This is a genomic window from Phaeodactylibacter luteus (genome assembly GCF_007993045.1).
Classification (GTDB): domain Bacteria; phylum Bacteroidota; class Bacteroidia; order Chitinophagales; family Saprospiraceae; genus Phaeodactylibacter; species Phaeodactylibacter luteus.
In genome coordinates, this window is the sequence record NZ_VOOR01000006.1 from 142,297 (window position 1) to 156,093 (window position 13,797).

Below are 13,797 nucleotides of genomic sequence, written 5' to 3' on the forward strand. Positions count from 1 at the left end.
TAAGAGATCCATTCTTGATGGCCTGCCCGCTATGCAATGCTTTAGCAGGCGGCAGGGCAGCCAAGTGCAGGACAAGGTTTGGCCAATGCAGCCAAAAGGGAGAAACCACAACATAGCCTTAAAGCTCATTGGGGGGCTGACACTTAATCAGTGCGAGCCGGTTTGGTAGGCTGAAAGCCAGCTTTCACCCGCTGTAGCCAAAAGCAAATTGAAAATAAAAGCTGGGCAGCCCCACTTGGACTTTGTAACGCGAACGAACACAGCACCAAGGTACTTCCCTCGGTTATCCTAAATTCAATTACTCTATGAAGCTAGTTAGATCTCTGTTATTGTTCTTCTTTGCCGCTGTACTGGGGAGCCTGCAAGCTCAGGATATTCACTACACGCTCTTCAATATGTCCCCGCTGACGCTCAACCCAGCGAACACAGGGGCTTTCTCCGGTACCGTCCGTGTAGGAGGTATTTACCGCGGGCAATGGTGGGCGGTATCCTCAGAGCGGGGTTACAATACCCCTTCAGCTTACGCTGATGCCCCTATCGTACGAGGGTTCCGGGATCAGGATTGGGTAGGCGTAGGCCTGTCTTTTTTTCAGGATAAATCGGGCTCCCTGGCACTGACGACCAACACGTCTATGTTGTCCGCTGCTTACCATTTGGGGCTAGACAAAAAAGGGGAATCGGTACTGACGCTCGGCTTGCAGGGCGGGCGCGTCAACCGCAGCCTGAACTCTCAGAATGCACGGCTGGCAGACAGCTGGGACGGCTCCACCAATATCTTTGAAGATACCGCAGATCCGGTCTTTACAGGAGGTACGGGCGGTGGCACGGAGCCCGGGGAGAATGACATTCAGACGGACTACTTCGATTTCCGTGCGGGCTTGCTGTTCCGCTCTAAATTTGATGAGTTCGACAATATTGAGGTGGGCTTCTCTACGGGCCGCATCAATACACCGGAATACCTCTTCCGTGCGGGCGGCGGCAATCAAGATTTCGCAGACCGGCCGATGCTGCTCGCCGCTCATGCCAAGTACGAGTGGAAGCTGAACGACAAATGGTCAGCTGCCCCTACTGTGCTCTGGCAGTCTACAGGCGGTGCCAATTTGTTCAACCTTCAGGCTTGGGCTGGCTATGACCTCAAGCCAGAGGAGAAGATCAAATTGCACATGGGGCTGGGCTACCGGATAGGCGACTCTGCTAAAATCCTGGCTGGGCTCGACTATAAAGACCTGCGGGTAGCTGCTGCTTTTGACCTCAACGTGTCTGAATACCGGGTGGCTACGGATTATCAGGGCGCGTTCGAAATTGCTGCTTTCTACATCATCAAAGTATACCCGGACCCCCAGATCAAGCCGGCTATCCTTTGCCCAAGGTTTTAACAAATCATTTAAAAAGCAAAGACTGGCTTAAACGTTTACTTTTCCAAGACAACGACACATTTCGCCCCGCCGTGCGGGGAAAATTGCCTAAAAAATAGATTGACCGCATATGAAAAATGCATACTTACTCCTGGTTCTGGGTCTCGTACTGGGAGGGCAGGTGCTAATGGCTCAGCCGCTCTCAAAATCATCTACGGAACAAAGCCTGATTGCAGCGCGTAAGGCCATGAGCAATAAGGATTATGTCAATGCCTTAGAGCGCTATGAGGAGGTCTATGAGGAAAACGATGACCGTGCATTGATTGACACAATCGCCTGGCTTCAGTTTTATATCCGCGATTACCGCACTGCAGAGCGGTGGTTCTCCCGCATTCTCCGCCGGGATAAGGAAGGAGAGCTGGACAGCTACCGCTTCACTTACGGCCGTCTGCTCAAAATGAACGAAAAGTACAATGAAGCTATCCCTGAGTTTCAAAAATTCTTGGCGAGCAACCCGGGCGATAGCCTGGCAACCTTGGCAAAGAACGAGATTTCCGGGGCAGAGCTCGCCCTTGAGCTGCCACAAAACCTGAAAGGCGTTGCGGTGGAAAATGCCGGGCGAGACCTCAATGAGAAAACTTCTGAGTACACGCCCTCTCTTGCCGTAAATGGGACGGAGCTCTACTTTGCAGCCTTCGATGCAGATGACGTTATCTACGTCGAAGAAGAAGACCAGGAAAATGCATTTGCCATCATCTACAAAGCTACCAAAGATGATACAGAGTGGACAAAACGTAAGCCGCTTGGGGGCGAGATCAACCGCCCTGGCTTTCACAACAGCAACGTGACGGTATCTCCAGATGGAAGGACGATGTTTTTTACCCGTGCGAAGCTGCAGGGCAATACACTGAGCGAGAGTAAAATTTTCTACAGCACTGGTGGCTCTGACAGCTGGAAAGGCGCAGAGGAGCTCAAAGGTGTCAATGGTGACTACCTGGCTAAGCACCCGGCCCCGGGTGAGCTGTTTGGAAAGCGTGTGCTTTTCTTTGCATCAGATATGCCCGGCGGGTATGGCGGCTTCGATATTTACTATGCCACTGAGCTGGAGCCCGGCTCCTACAGCGCCCCGGTAAATCTGGGGGATGTCATCAATGGGCCTGGGGATGAAGAAACACCTTACTATCGCGATGGCACGCTTTACTTTTCTTCTAACGGACATCCAGGGCTTGGCGGCTTTGATAACTTCTACAGCAATTGGGACGGCGAAAAGTGGAGCCCTGTGCTCAATATGGGGCGGGGGTACAATTCTAGTGTAGACGATTACAGCTTCACCCTCGATACGGAAGGTTATTTTGGCGTACTGACTTCTAACCGCCCTGGCGGGCGCTCGGCTTACGGCCGTACCTGCTGTGACGATATTTACACGGTCAATATCGCACGGGTAGTTGTCGACTTGGTGGTCGGCACTTTCACAGAAGACAAAAAAGCCCTGACCAACGCCACTGTATTTTTGGTGCCTTCCAAGAAAGACCCCTCTTCCCAATCTACAGGCGAAAAGAGCAACGTAGCAGGTTTCGACTTGGGCCTGGAGGAAACCTATATGGTCATTGGCACTCACCCTGATTATTTCCCGGATACGGTGCAGGTCAATACCGTTGGCATTACGGAGTCCACTTCTTTGGAGCACCGTTTTTACCTCAAACCACGGCCCGTGCCGCCGGCAGAGCCCGAATTTGATACCATCACTATCGAAGAGCCGATCGTGCTGGAGAACATCCTCTATGATTTTGATGACGACCGCATCCGGGAAGAAGCAGAAAGCGACTTAGAGGTAGTTTTTGAGCTGTTGAACGATTACCCTGAAATGGTCATTGAGCTCAGCTCTCACACGGATAGCCGCGGTGAAGCGCCTTACAACGAAAGCTTGTCTCAACGCCGTGCGGAGTCTGCCCGCCGTTGGCTCGTCCGAAAAGGGATAGACCGCGATCGGATTGTCGCTAAGGGCTATGGCGAAAGTCAGCCGCAGACGGTCAATCGGATCAGTGCCGCCAAACATGAGTTCCTCAACGAAGGGGATGTGCTTACTGAAGACTTCATCAGTGCCCTTGAAGGCGAAGAACAGAAAGAAACTGCAAACGAGCTCAACCGGCGCACAGAATTCAAAATCCTGGAAGGGCCGACTTCTATCACGATCAAACGCACGAGCTTGCGCAAAAAAGAAGAGGTGAAAGAGGGCAGCAACCGCAATAGCTTGCCTGGCGGGCTCGGTATGAACGCGACCTTGAAGTTCGATAGTGATTTTGTTGATTTTGGGAAAGTGAAGAAAGGGGAGAAGCGCTCCCACACTTACACCTTTTTCAATGCCTCTGACAAGCCGTTGACCATCGACTTGATATCTGCCTGTGATTGTACTACAATTGTGAAAGACCCTACAGGCAAGACCTTTCAGCCAGGCGAGAAAGGGACCTTGGGCATCGTGTTCGATTCTTCTGAGAAAGAAGAGTCTGAGGTGATCGATATCGATATCTTCCTTGCGGGTGACAACCCGGATGGCGGGCCCCTGATGAAAACGGTACAGTATCAGTTTGAGCTGGTGAAATAAGCAAGAGTATAGCGCGGTTGGCGCTGCGTAGAGCAGTCCAATGCAGCCGCTTTTTACAGAGAGAGCGTAATCCAGAATGTCGCAGGCGTTCAAGCTTATCGGGCTTTATAGCCTGGCATTGGCCTAGCGCTGCGAAGGGGTGGCAAGCCCGATAGGGCCGAGCGGATAGCGAGCCCCGAAGCATAGCGGCACCTGCCCGCTGGCAGGGGCAGGCCCCTCCTTACAGCAGGGGCAGGCCCAAAAAATGAAAATCTCGTTTGCGCCCTTTCCCAGAGGGCAGTGCCGGTAGCCGGTGCTGCCCTCTGTTGCTGTTGGCAGTGTAGGCGGCGACATCCCTATATTTTGATAAAGAGCGGGCATGGAAAGTTTTGTGGATAAAATAGCTATGGAGGCGGGGAGCCTCAGCTGGGTAGATTGGGCGGCTTCAATAACAGCAATAGTTTATGTGGTTCTGGCGGCACGGAGCAATATCTGGTGCTGGTTTTGGGGCATCATCAGCTGCAGCTTGTGGGCATATGCTTCCTTTGTTTTTTATGGGCTTTACCTCGATGCCTTGTTGCAAGTTTTTTATGTGGGGATGGGCTTTTGGGGGATTTACACTTGGCGCAGTGCGGGCGCACAGGAAGGCATTGTTCCGGTTAGCCGCCTGGGGTGGCAGCAGCATGCATGGTATCTTTTGGGCGGCGGCTTGGCTACGCTGGCCTTCGGCTATTTTTTTGGAGCATACACACCTGCTGCAGCTACTTACTGGGACGCCGGCACTACCACCTTTTCTGTGCTTGCTACCTTCATGCTGGCCCGCAGAAGGCTTGACAATTGGGCATACTGGGTAGCCATAGATGCGGTGTATGCCGGGCTGTACTTTTCACGGGGCGCTTACCTTTTCGCCCTGCTGATGGCCGCCTATACACTGATTGCCGGCAAGGCTTGGGCCAGCTGGAAAAAGGAGTGGCAAAATGCACAGTTCTACTGAACAAAAAGAAGGCATGAAGGGTCTTACACGGCAACAGTTAAAGCCTAACAATAGGACAAGTACTGTGCGCTTTATCACCAAAGGCGCTTTACTGTAGGATAACCTCCTGATAAAAAGGCAGGTAAGGCTTTTATTTAGAACAAATCTAAATAATTATCCACTTTCAACTTAACCAAAAGCTGCCTGCTTATTTACAGTAAAAGCTTTCTATATTTGCGGTGTTTTTGAGAAGCCTATAAGTCATGCCGAGCGTTGAAACAGGCAGGAAAAAGCCTGGCGGCTCCGGTTAAAACTCTGAATTATACAAACATGAAACAAGCAGCTAGTAAGGCGGTCATTTTCGGTATCGCTATGGCTTATTCTACCGCTACCTGGGCACAGTCAGGCGGTGAAGGAGGGTTCGGGTCTATCCTGACCTATTCGCTGATCGCGGTTGCCGTACTGATTTTCTTCTTCCTGATCATTCAGGTCTCCAACAACCTGTTGGCTATAGAGGCAAAGCAGTTGGGCATAGATGAGGATGGTGAGTCTTCTTCTGCCAACAGCGGTGTACTTGGGAAGTTGTTCAAGCCCAAGATGCCGGCTTATATTCCGGAGGAAGAGCAGGTGACGATCCTGCGCCGTGGCCATGACCTGCTCCTAGAGGGCGAAGCTTCCGAGACAATAGAAGAAGTACAAGTTTCTACCTTCGCCGTTCAGCCTCCCAACTTCATTGGCATTTCTCCCATCCCTAAGGTTGAAGTGGAAGAGGGTGCCGAAGTGAAAGCTGGCGATCATCTTTTTTATGACAAGCGGACACCTGAAGTGAAATGGGTCGCTCCGGTCTCAGGAGAAGTTATTGCTATCGAGCGGGGTGCAAAGCGTGCGATCACTGCGATCACTATACTGGCTGATAAAGAGCAAAAATACCGCCAACTGGAATCTTTTGACCTCGAGCAGGCAGACCGCTCTGCTTTGGTCAACTACCTGCTCGATGCAGGCGCTTGGCCGCTTTTCCGTCAGCGCCCGTTCAATATCGTAGCGGATCTCAACGAGGTGCCGCGCGATATATTCGTTTCTACTTTCGATACCGCACCGCTCGCGCCCAACCTCAACTTGGTAGTTGAGGGGCAGGAGGAGGCTTTCCAAAAAGGCCTTGATGTATTGGGCAAGCTTACGAGCGGCCATGTTTACCTTGGCCTCAATGCACGCGGCGAGCAGGCTCCACACCAAGCATTTACTGCTGCTACCGGCGTGAAAAAGCGCTGGTTCCATGGTAAGCACCCTGCAGGCAATGTAGGCGTTCAGATTCACCATATCAAGCCGATTAGCCTAAACAGCAAGGTGTGGACGATAGGCGTACAGGAAATCATCACCCTTGGCAAAATCTTTACAGAAGGCCGCTTTGATGCCACCCGTGTAGTCGCCCTCACAGGTGCAGAGCTGGAAGCGCCTAAGTATGTGCGTACAAAGGTTGGCGCAAAACTGGAAGACCTTGTCAAGGAAGGCTTAAAGCAAGACAATGTCCGCCTGATTTCAGGCGACGTCCTTTCTGGCGAGCAGAAGGCAGCAAGCAGTTTCCTCAATTTCTACGACGATCAGCTGACCGTTGTGGAGGAAGGAGACGATTATCAGCTGTTTGGCTGGCTATTGCCGTCTTTCAATACCCCAAGTATCTCTACCACATTCCCTTCTGCCCTTATCCCTGACATGAAGTTCAAAGCAGAGACCAACACACATGGCGAGCGCCGTGCATTTGTGGTAACTGGCACTTACGAGGAAATGCTCCCGATGGACGTATACCCGCAGGAGCTGATGAAGTCTATTTTGATTGGCGACTTCGAGAAGATGGAAGGCCTGGGCTTGCCCGAGCTGGTCGAAGAGGATGTGGCGCTCTGCGAATTTGCCTGTGTATCTAAGCAGCCTGTTCAGCAAATCCTGCGGCAAGGGCTTGATACTATGCGGGAGCAGGCCTAAGGCCCGGAAAAAATCATTCAACAACTGATTAATCTCACGATATAGAGATATGAAACAAGCATTGCTCAAACTACTCAAGCAGGTTGAACCGGACAAGGAGAAGTCTCCTTTCCTCCACACTGCTTATGATGCATTTTTTACATTCGCCTTCACTCCTAATATGGTGACTAAAGGTGGTGTACACGTCCGTGATGGCATGGACCTCAAGCGGCAGATGGTGCACGTTGTGCTAGCCCTTCAGGTGCTGTATCTTTTTGGGACGTACAACATCGGGCATCAGCACTTTGTAGCCCTTGGCGAGTACACGGGTTTCCTTCAGGGGGCACACCTGAAGCTGGTCTATGGCCTGGTCAAGATGATCCCGATTTTCATTGTCACCCACGTAGTCGGGCTTGGCATTGAATTTTACTATGCCTACAAAAAAGGGCATGGTGTGGAGGAAGGCTTCCTGGTATCCGGGGCGCTCATCCCGCTGATTATGCCACCGGATATCCCCCTCTGGATTTTGGGCGTTTCTGTAGCCTTTGCAGTATGGATCGGCAAGGAGGCTTTCGGGGGCACAGGCATGAATATTCTCAATGTAGCGCTGCTCGCTCGGGTATTTGTCTTTTTTGCTTACCCAACGTACATCTCAGGCGATGAGGTGTGGATAGCCGGCATTGAAAAGGCAGCGGAAGGCGGTTATTTTGGGCAAGCTTACGGTGCGGTATATGGCGTATTCGACAGCTTGTTCGGGAGCCTTGGGCTAGCTACTTTTGGCGATGGTGGCAAAGCAGTGATTGACGGCTACTCCGGTGCCACACCGCTTGGCCTGGCCTCCAAAGGGGGCTGGGATGCGGTCACGCAGTCTTACACCACAGGGCAGATGCTCTGGGGGACTATCCCTGGCTCAATTGGCGAAAGCTCTAAGCCGCTCATCATTGTAGGCGCACTGTTTCTGATCATCACCAAAATCGCAGACTGGCGCATTATGCTTTCGATGGTGATTGGCGCTGTAGTCATGGGGCTGCTGTTGAATGCATGGGGCGCAACCCCATTCATGGAGGTGCCCTGGTACTACCATTTCTACATGGGCAGCTTCTTGTTTGCGATGGCGTTTATGGCGACAGATCCGGTTACCGCTTCTTCTACGAGCACAGGAAAGCTGATCTATGGTTTCCTGATCGGGTTTGTAGGCATGATTGTCCGGGTACTGAACCCGGCATATCCAGAAGGCTGGATGCTTGCTATCCTGTTCATGAATGTCTTTGCGCCACTGATTGACCACTACGTACTGCAGGCCAATATCAACCGCCGTGCTAAGCGCCTTCAGGCGGCTATGAAGCCGGCTGAGACTGCTGCCGCGCCGGCAGCTGCGGAAGCACAAGCGTAAGGTTTATTTCATTAGCAAGCAAAAAAGCAAGTACTCATGGAGTCAACAAGATATGTAGTCATTTTCATCCTTATCCTCACGGGCGCGGTAGCAGTTGGGCTTACCGGCATGCGCGAAGCGACAAAGTCGCAGGCCGCCTTGAATGAGGATATATTCAACAAGCGTGCTATCCTGACCGCAGTTGAAGATTACCTGCCCGATGGACAGAAAGTCAGCCAATTGACTGACGACCAGATTGTGGAGATCTTCAGCGGGATGGAACAGCCGGTCGTCAATATGCAGGGGGAAATCCTGGATGGCGTACAGGCTGAAGACATTGATATGGCTAAGGAGCGCAAGAAAGCAGAAGAGGACCGCCGCCTGCCTGTTTACGTTTACGAAACAGGAGGGCAGAAGTTTTACATCCTTTCTGTACGTGGCAATGGCCTGTGGGACGAGATTTGGGGCAGCGTGGCCCTGAAAAGCGACCTGAGCACGGTTGCGGGCGCTACTTTTGACCACAAAGGCGAGACGCCGGGCCTCGGTGCGGAAATCAAAGACAATCCTAGCTTTGCAGAGCAGTTCCAGGGCAAGGAAATTTATGATGATGGGGAGTATGTCTCCATTAAAGTCCGCAAAGGCGGGGCTAAGGACCCCAACCATGAAGTAGATGGGATTTCTGGCGCAACGGTCACTGCTGATGGCGTTTCAGAAATGCTCTACCGAGGGCTGAAGTACTACGAGCCTTACTTAGAGAAAATTAAGCAGCAGAGCCTGTTGCTGAACCAATAAAAAACAGTGCCCGGGTGGTCTGGCTGCCCGGGCTATTGCTAAAAAACACGCTGGCACCCGCCTTGCGCCGGTCCTGCAACTATAAAAAAACAAAACATGGCTGAGACTGCTGTAAAAGAGAAAGAGTCGGTTTTTCAGTTTGGCAACAAAGAGCGCAAACTGCTTTCTGACCCGCTCAACGACAACAACCCTATTACCGTGCAGGTGCTTGGCATCTGCTCTGCACTCGCGGTTACCTCTCTGGTCTATCCTTCTTTGGTTATGGCCATCGCAGTAATTTTCGTTACTGCATTTTCCAGCTTGTTTACTTCCCTGCTCCGGAACTACATCCCTAAGCAGGTGCGTATGATTGTTCAGCTCGTAATCATCGCTACGCTCGTAACGGTAGTAGAGCTGGCACTGAAATACCTCAACTATCCGGTTTACAAGCAGCTTTCCGTTTACATCGGGCTGATCATTACCAATTGTATTGTAATGGGCCGTTTGGAGGCATTTTCTATGGCCAATACTCCATGGCGCTCATTCCTTGATGGGGTCGGCAATGGCCTGGGCTACGGTATCATCCTGGTGATGGTTGGGGTAGTGCGTGAAATCTTTGGCAAAGGCAGCTTGTTTGCAGGCAGCCCTATCGAATTGAAAATTATAGGCCCTAACGCGGATTACCTGATCAATACAGTGGACAGTGCGATGTTCGCCTGGTACGCCAACAACAACCTTATGGTGCTCCCGGCTTCCGCTATGTTCATCATCGGTATTATGATTTGGATTCAGCGCAGCTACAACACCAAGCTGGTTGACGTATCCTAAGCAGGCGCTTTGGGGGCTTCCCCTTTCCAAGCCTGATTAAATTGCCAAAACGTATCAACACAATAAAATGGAATTCTTAAATACCTTCATAAAAGCAGCTTTCGTCGAGAACTTGGTCTTGGCTTACTTCCTAGGCATGTGCTCTTACCTGGCTGTTTCCAAGAGCGTGAGCACGGCTTTCGGCCTTGGTTTAGCTGTTATTTTTGTTCTGGGCATCACCATGCCTATCAACTGGCTGATCAATGAGTACCTGCTCAGCGAGTCTGGCCTGCTTGGCATGGACCTTACCTTCCTCCGGTTCATCCTCTTCATTGCTGTTATTGCATCTATGGTGCAGTTGGTAGAGATGGTGGTGGAAAAGTATTCGCCTTCCCTTTACAGCGCATTGGGTATCTTCCTCCCGCTCATCACAGTGAACTGTGCCATCCTTGGCGGCTCGCTATTCATGGTGTCCCGGGAATATAACTTCTCCAACGCCTTGGCTTTTGGTTTGGGCGGTGGCTTCGGCTGGTTCTTGGCAATCATTGCCATTGCGGCCATCCGGGAGAAAATCCGGTACTCCAATGTGCCGCCTGCACTGCGTGGGCTGGGCATGGCTTTCATCCTCACTGGATTGATGGGGATCGCTTTTATGAGCTTGATGGGGATTGACCCTGCCGCTCTGACTGCTGGCAAATAATTGCTGCTGACTTCGATGCCCCGGGTCTGACGGTGCGGTGACAACCCTTTTGACTGCAAGAGGTTTTATCTGGGAAGCTGAAGTTGAGATAGAGGGTATGGCCCTCAACCAAACTTATGTTAATTTCTAAATTAAGGATACAATGACGATTTTATATGCTGTAATCGTTTTTAGTGCGGTTATCCTGATGCTAGCCTTCATGCTCATCTTTGCCCGGAAGAAGCTAGTCCCACAGGGTGATGTGAAGATCATCATAAATGGGGATGAAGACAACCCTATGCTGGTCAAGCCTGGAGCTTCCCTGCTGAGCGCCCTTTCCGATAAGAGCGTGTTCCTCCCTTCAGCTTGTGGTGGCGGGGGTACTTGCGCTATGTGCGAATGCCACATTGATGAGGGCGGTGGAGATGTGCTCCCTACAGAAATGAACCACTTGACCCGCCGTGAGGTAGCAGAAAATAAGCGCTTGGCATGCCAGGTAAAGGTCCGTCAGGACATGCGCATCCGCATCCCGGAAGAGATATTCGGCATCAAAAAGTGGGAGTGCGAAGTAGTGTCCAACTACAACGTCGCTTCTTTCATCAAAGAGTTTGTTGTCCGTTTGCCGGAAGGCGAAAGCCTAGAGTTCGAGTCCGGTGGCTACATTCAAATCGATGTGCCCAAGATTGAGGTAGACTTCAAAGATATCGATATCACGGCTCATCCACGTATGACGGATAAAAAGCCTGACGAATACCAAGAAGAATGGGACAACTTCAAGCTTTGGGATCTCAAGATGAAGAACACCGAAGAGCAGTTCCGTGCTTACTCTATGGCTAACCACCCTGCTGAAGGCAACATCGTGATGTTGAACATCCGTATTGCTACGCCACCTTGGGACCGTAAGAACAATACTTGGATGCAGGTCAACCCTGGCGTGTGCTCTTCTTACGTTTTCGGCTGCAAGCCAGGTGATAAGGTGACGGTGTCCGGCCCTTATGGGGAGTTTTTCATCAAGCCGACTAAAAAAGAGATGGTCTACATCGGCGGTGGCGCAGGTATGGCGCCCCTCCGTTCACACATATTCCACCTTTTCCATACCCTTAAGACCAAAGACCGGAAGGTATCATATTGGTACGGCGGGCGTTCTAAGCGTGAGCTCTTCTACACAGAAGACTTCCGCGAAATCGAGCGAGAGTATGATAATTTCAGCTACCACATTGCCCTTTCTGATACGAAAGTAGCCCATGAGGTAGACAAGTGGAAGGTCAAGGAAGATATCGATGATAAGAACGGTGACGGCTACCTTGGGTTTATCCACCAAGTGCTGCACGATGAGTATCTTGCAAAGCACCCTGAGCCGGAAGAAGTAGAATATTACCTCTGCGGCCCACCGTTGATGCTGCAGGCTGCACTGAAAATGCTCGATGATCTGGGTGTGCCCGAAGAGAACATCGCATTTGACGACTTTGGCAGCTAAACACTAAAAAGGTCATATCGTAAAGCCCATCCTGGCGTCTGTCAGGATGGGCTTTCTTCGTTAAAAGACCGCTTGGAAGGGGAAATAGGCCACAGGTGCGTTGCTGTATATGCCCCTGACGCCCTCGTCTTTGAAATCAGCCTGTTGATAGAACCTACCCATTTCAGGAGCACCTTTATGTGCAACCTTTGCGTTTTAGTTCCGTCATTACTTTTGAAATCACCGCTGATCTTACCATCAGCATTCTCCCTGGATTAGTCTTAGCAAGTTGATATCTCTGCTTGGCAGGCAATGGCCCGCTAAGCCTCGAAATAGCTATGCCTTGGCTATCCGTTACACATTTTGCCCATATTCTAAAACCACCTGACTTATGAAAACCTTCAAATTTGCTTTCGTTCTTAGCCTGCTGGCCCTTACAGCCGTTTCTACTTGGGCGAAAAGCCCCGACTCCCTTACGACAACGAAAGAACTGCGTAAGGAAGTCGCCCGCCTGATCGATTCTCCTGACCTGCTTTCGCTAGGCGTACAAGAAACCTTTGCTTTTGTGCACTTTGAAGTGAGCAGCAGCCAAGAGATTATCGTAAAGGAAGTACGCGCACAGACACCTGAGATTGCACAGCAAATACGGCAGAACCTGCACCTGCACAAGGTAAGCAGCGATTTCACCCCAGGGCAGTGCTACAACCTCAAAGTGAGTTTTGTCGCAGAGGCAGAGCAGCTGTAAGCGTTGTAAAGGCCTCTGTTGCCGGGCGCCCTGCATACCCAATGAGAGGTATGCAGGGCGTCATGGTTAGTAGCGGGTGCGTTGGGACAGGCGTTGCCCAAAGCTCTTGGAGAGTGGCCGGGACAGCGCTTGCCAGATAGAGTAGACATGCCATAAGCTGCAAAGCGGGAATATAAACCCTTGGAGCAAAATAAATATGGGCTGCAGCAGAAAGGTCCCATCTGGAGATGTTTCAAACAATTGCCAGCTGCCTGGCACGGAGACCAGCGCGATGCCAACGAGGTACCATAACGAGAAAAGCCCGAAGCTGTTCCAAAGCAGTATTTCTGGGCGCCGTAGCCGGCCACGTGCAAAGAAGGCATAGCTGCCCATCAGTGCGCTGACCCCCACTACGATGTCATAATTGAACCACAGGAAAGTCAGTTGTGGGGGCACGTACTGGCCTTGGTACCCCAGCCATAACAGCAGGCTCACGATAATCCGGATGCCTTGTACCTTTACCAGCCAGGATGGCGGTGTGGCCCGCAGCAAGAGCCGGAAGAATCGGAAACCTAACAACGCCAGCCCTACCGCTACCGGCAATAAATAAGCAAAGCTCAAGACAGCTCCTGCGCTGTTAGCCTCCTGCTGCAACAGTAGCGCCCCGCCTGCCAATATCATTGTCCAAATCCCGAGCGCGCTAACGGAGAGCAGTGCAGCCCGCTTTTGCTGTTCTACGGGAAGCTTCAGCTTGGAAAGCCCCTTGCGCACGCTAGTGTAAATGCTGCCAAAGAGCCCTGCGCATAAGACTAGGGTGATGAGCTGGCCGATTATGAAAAGTGGGGTAGACATTTGGCTGGCGTTTTAGAGCGTTTTGGGATTTTGGTCTTCTAGTCGAAAACTAGCAATTTTTTGATTAGACGAGACACGAAAACCGGAGTTTAGCCAAGTCCCGCTTTTGATGCACAAAAGCGGGAAGGATTTTCGGGGCGAAGTATAAGCGAAAAAAGTGCAGTTTACAGACCGATTACTAAAGTCCCAACACGCTCTTAGCCCCCGGAAGATAAGGCCCTTGTCAAGAAAAACAGGCTCAAGGCTTACCTTTCCTACGGGAAAAGCTACC

The 13,797-nt window shown here is 51.3% G+C and carries 11 protein-coding genes; 10 read left to right on the forward strand and 1 reads right to left on the reverse strand.

Going from position 1 to position 13,797, the window contains the following annotated elements; genetic code table 11:
• Positions 1-305: 305 nt before the first annotated feature.
• The 10 genes from FRY97_RS04465 (at position 306) to FRY97_RS04510 (ending at position 12,695) form a co-directional block, all read left to right on the forward strand.
• A complete protein-coding gene (locus tag FRY97_RS04465; RefSeq protein WP_147166228.1) occupies positions 306-1,376 on the forward strand; it encodes a PorP/SprF family type IX secretion system membrane protein in 1,071 nt (356 codons plus the stop codon).
• Positions 1,377-1,485: 109 nt separating this feature from the next.
• Entirely contained in the window at positions 1,486-3,957 is a 2,472-nt protein-coding gene (locus FRY97_RS04470) for an OmpA family protein (RefSeq protein ID WP_147166229.1), read from the forward strand.
• Between the two features lie 358 nt (positions 3,958-4,315).
• Positions 4,316-4,930, forward strand: coding sequence for a nicotinamide riboside transporter PnuC (pnuC, locus tag FRY97_RS04475; RefSeq protein ID WP_147166230.1), 615 nt, complete (start codon positions 4,316-4,318; stop codon positions 4,928-4,930).
• Positions 4,931-5,239: 309 nt separating this feature from the next.
• Positions 5,240-6,886, forward strand: coding sequence for a Na(+)-translocating NADH-quinone reductase subunit A (locus tag FRY97_RS04480; RefSeq protein WP_147166231.1), 1,647 nt, complete (start codon positions 5,240-5,242; stop codon positions 6,884-6,886).
• A 49-nt stretch (positions 6,887-6,935) separates the two neighbouring features.
• Positions 6,936-8,258 carry an NADH:ubiquinone reductase (Na(+)-transporting) subunit B gene (locus FRY97_RS04485; protein WP_147166232.1) on the forward strand — a complete coding sequence of 441 codons (1,323 nt, stop codon included), beginning with the start codon at positions 6,936-6,938 and terminating at the stop codon, positions 8,256-8,258.
• Between the two features lie 36 nt (positions 8,259-8,294).
• Positions 8,295-9,029 (forward strand): NADH:ubiquinone reductase (Na(+)-transporting) subunit C, encoded by a 735-nt coding sequence (gene nqrC, locus FRY97_RS04490; protein WP_147166233.1) that lies wholly within the window; start codon positions 8,295-8,297, stop codon positions 9,027-9,029.
• A 96-nt stretch (positions 9,030-9,125) separates the two neighbouring features.
• A complete protein-coding gene (locus FRY97_RS04495; RefSeq protein WP_147166234.1) occupies positions 9,126-9,836 on the forward strand; it encodes an NADH:ubiquinone reductase (Na(+)-transporting) subunit D in 711 nt (236 codons plus the stop codon).
• A 67-nt stretch (positions 9,837-9,903) separates the two neighbouring features.
• On the forward strand, positions 9,904-10,515 hold the full coding sequence (gene nqrE / locus FRY97_RS04500) for an NADH:ubiquinone reductase (Na(+)-transporting) subunit E (protein WP_147166235.1): 612 nt from the start codon (positions 9,904-9,906) through the stop codon (positions 10,513-10,515).
• A 142-nt stretch (positions 10,516-10,657) separates the two neighbouring features.
• Positions 10,658-11,971 (forward strand): NADH:ubiquinone reductase (Na(+)-transporting) subunit F, encoded by a 1,314-nt coding sequence (gene nqrF, locus FRY97_RS04505; protein ID WP_147166236.1) that lies wholly within the window; start codon positions 10,658-10,660, stop codon positions 11,969-11,971.
• Positions 11,972-12,341: 370 nt separating this feature from the next.
• On the forward strand, positions 12,342-12,695 hold the full coding sequence (locus tag FRY97_RS04510) for a hypothetical protein (RefSeq protein WP_147166237.1): 354 nt from the start codon (positions 12,342-12,344) through the stop codon (positions 12,693-12,695).
• Between the two features lie 66 nt (positions 12,696-12,761).
• Here the strand turns inward: FRY97_RS04510 and FRY97_RS04515 are convergent, their stop codons facing one another.
• Positions 12,762-13,526 carry a hypothetical protein gene (locus FRY97_RS04515; RefSeq protein ID WP_147166238.1) on the reverse strand — a complete coding sequence of 255 codons (765 nt, stop codon included), beginning with the start codon at positions 13,524-13,526 and terminating at the stop codon, positions 12,762-12,764.
• Between the last annotated feature and the right edge of the window lie 271 nt (positions 13,527-13,797).

What these genes read in the sequence shown, in the direction of transcription:
- nqrC (WP_147166233.1), top strand. Translation starts at nt 8,295, where the DNA reads ATGGAGTCAACAAGATATGTAGTCATTTTCATCCTTATCCTCACGGGC.
- FRY97_RS04470 (WP_147166229.1), top strand. Translation starts at nt 1,486, where the DNA reads ATGAAAAATGCATACTTACTCCTGGTTCTGGGTCTCGTACTGGGAGGG.
- FRY97_RS04495 (WP_147166234.1), top strand. Translation starts at nt 9,126, where the DNA reads ATGGCTGAGACTGCTGTAAAAGAGAAAGAGTCGGTTTTTCAGTTTGGC.
- pnuC (WP_147166230.1), top strand. Translation starts at nt 4,316, where the DNA reads ATGGAAAGTTTTGTGGATAAAATAGCTATGGAGGCGGGGAGCCTCAGC.
- nqrE (WP_147166235.1), top strand. Translation starts at nt 9,904, where the DNA reads ATGGAATTCTTAAATACCTTCATAAAAGCAGCTTTCGTCGAGAACTTG.
- nqrF (WP_147166236.1), top strand. Translation starts at nt 10,658, where the DNA reads ATGACGATTTTATATGCTGTAATCGTTTTTAGTGCGGTTATCCTGATG.
- FRY97_RS04485 (WP_147166232.1), top strand. Translation starts at nt 6,936, where the DNA reads ATGAAACAAGCATTGCTCAAACTACTCAAGCAGGTTGAACCGGACAAG.
- FRY97_RS04510 (WP_147166237.1), top strand. Translation starts at nt 12,342, where the DNA reads ATGAAAACCTTCAAATTTGCTTTCGTTCTTAGCCTGCTGGCCCTTACA.
- FRY97_RS04515 (WP_147166238.1), bottom strand. Translation starts at nt 13,526, where the DNA reads ATGTCTACCCCACTTTTCATAATCGGCCAGCTCATCACCCTAGTCTTA.
- FRY97_RS04480 (WP_147166231.1), top strand. Translation starts at nt 5,240, where the DNA reads ATGAAACAAGCAGCTAGTAAGGCGGTCATTTTCGGTATCGCTATGGCT.
- FRY97_RS04465 (WP_147166228.1), top strand. Translation starts at nt 306, where the DNA reads ATGAAGCTAGTTAGATCTCTGTTATTGTTCTTCTTTGCCGCTGTACTG.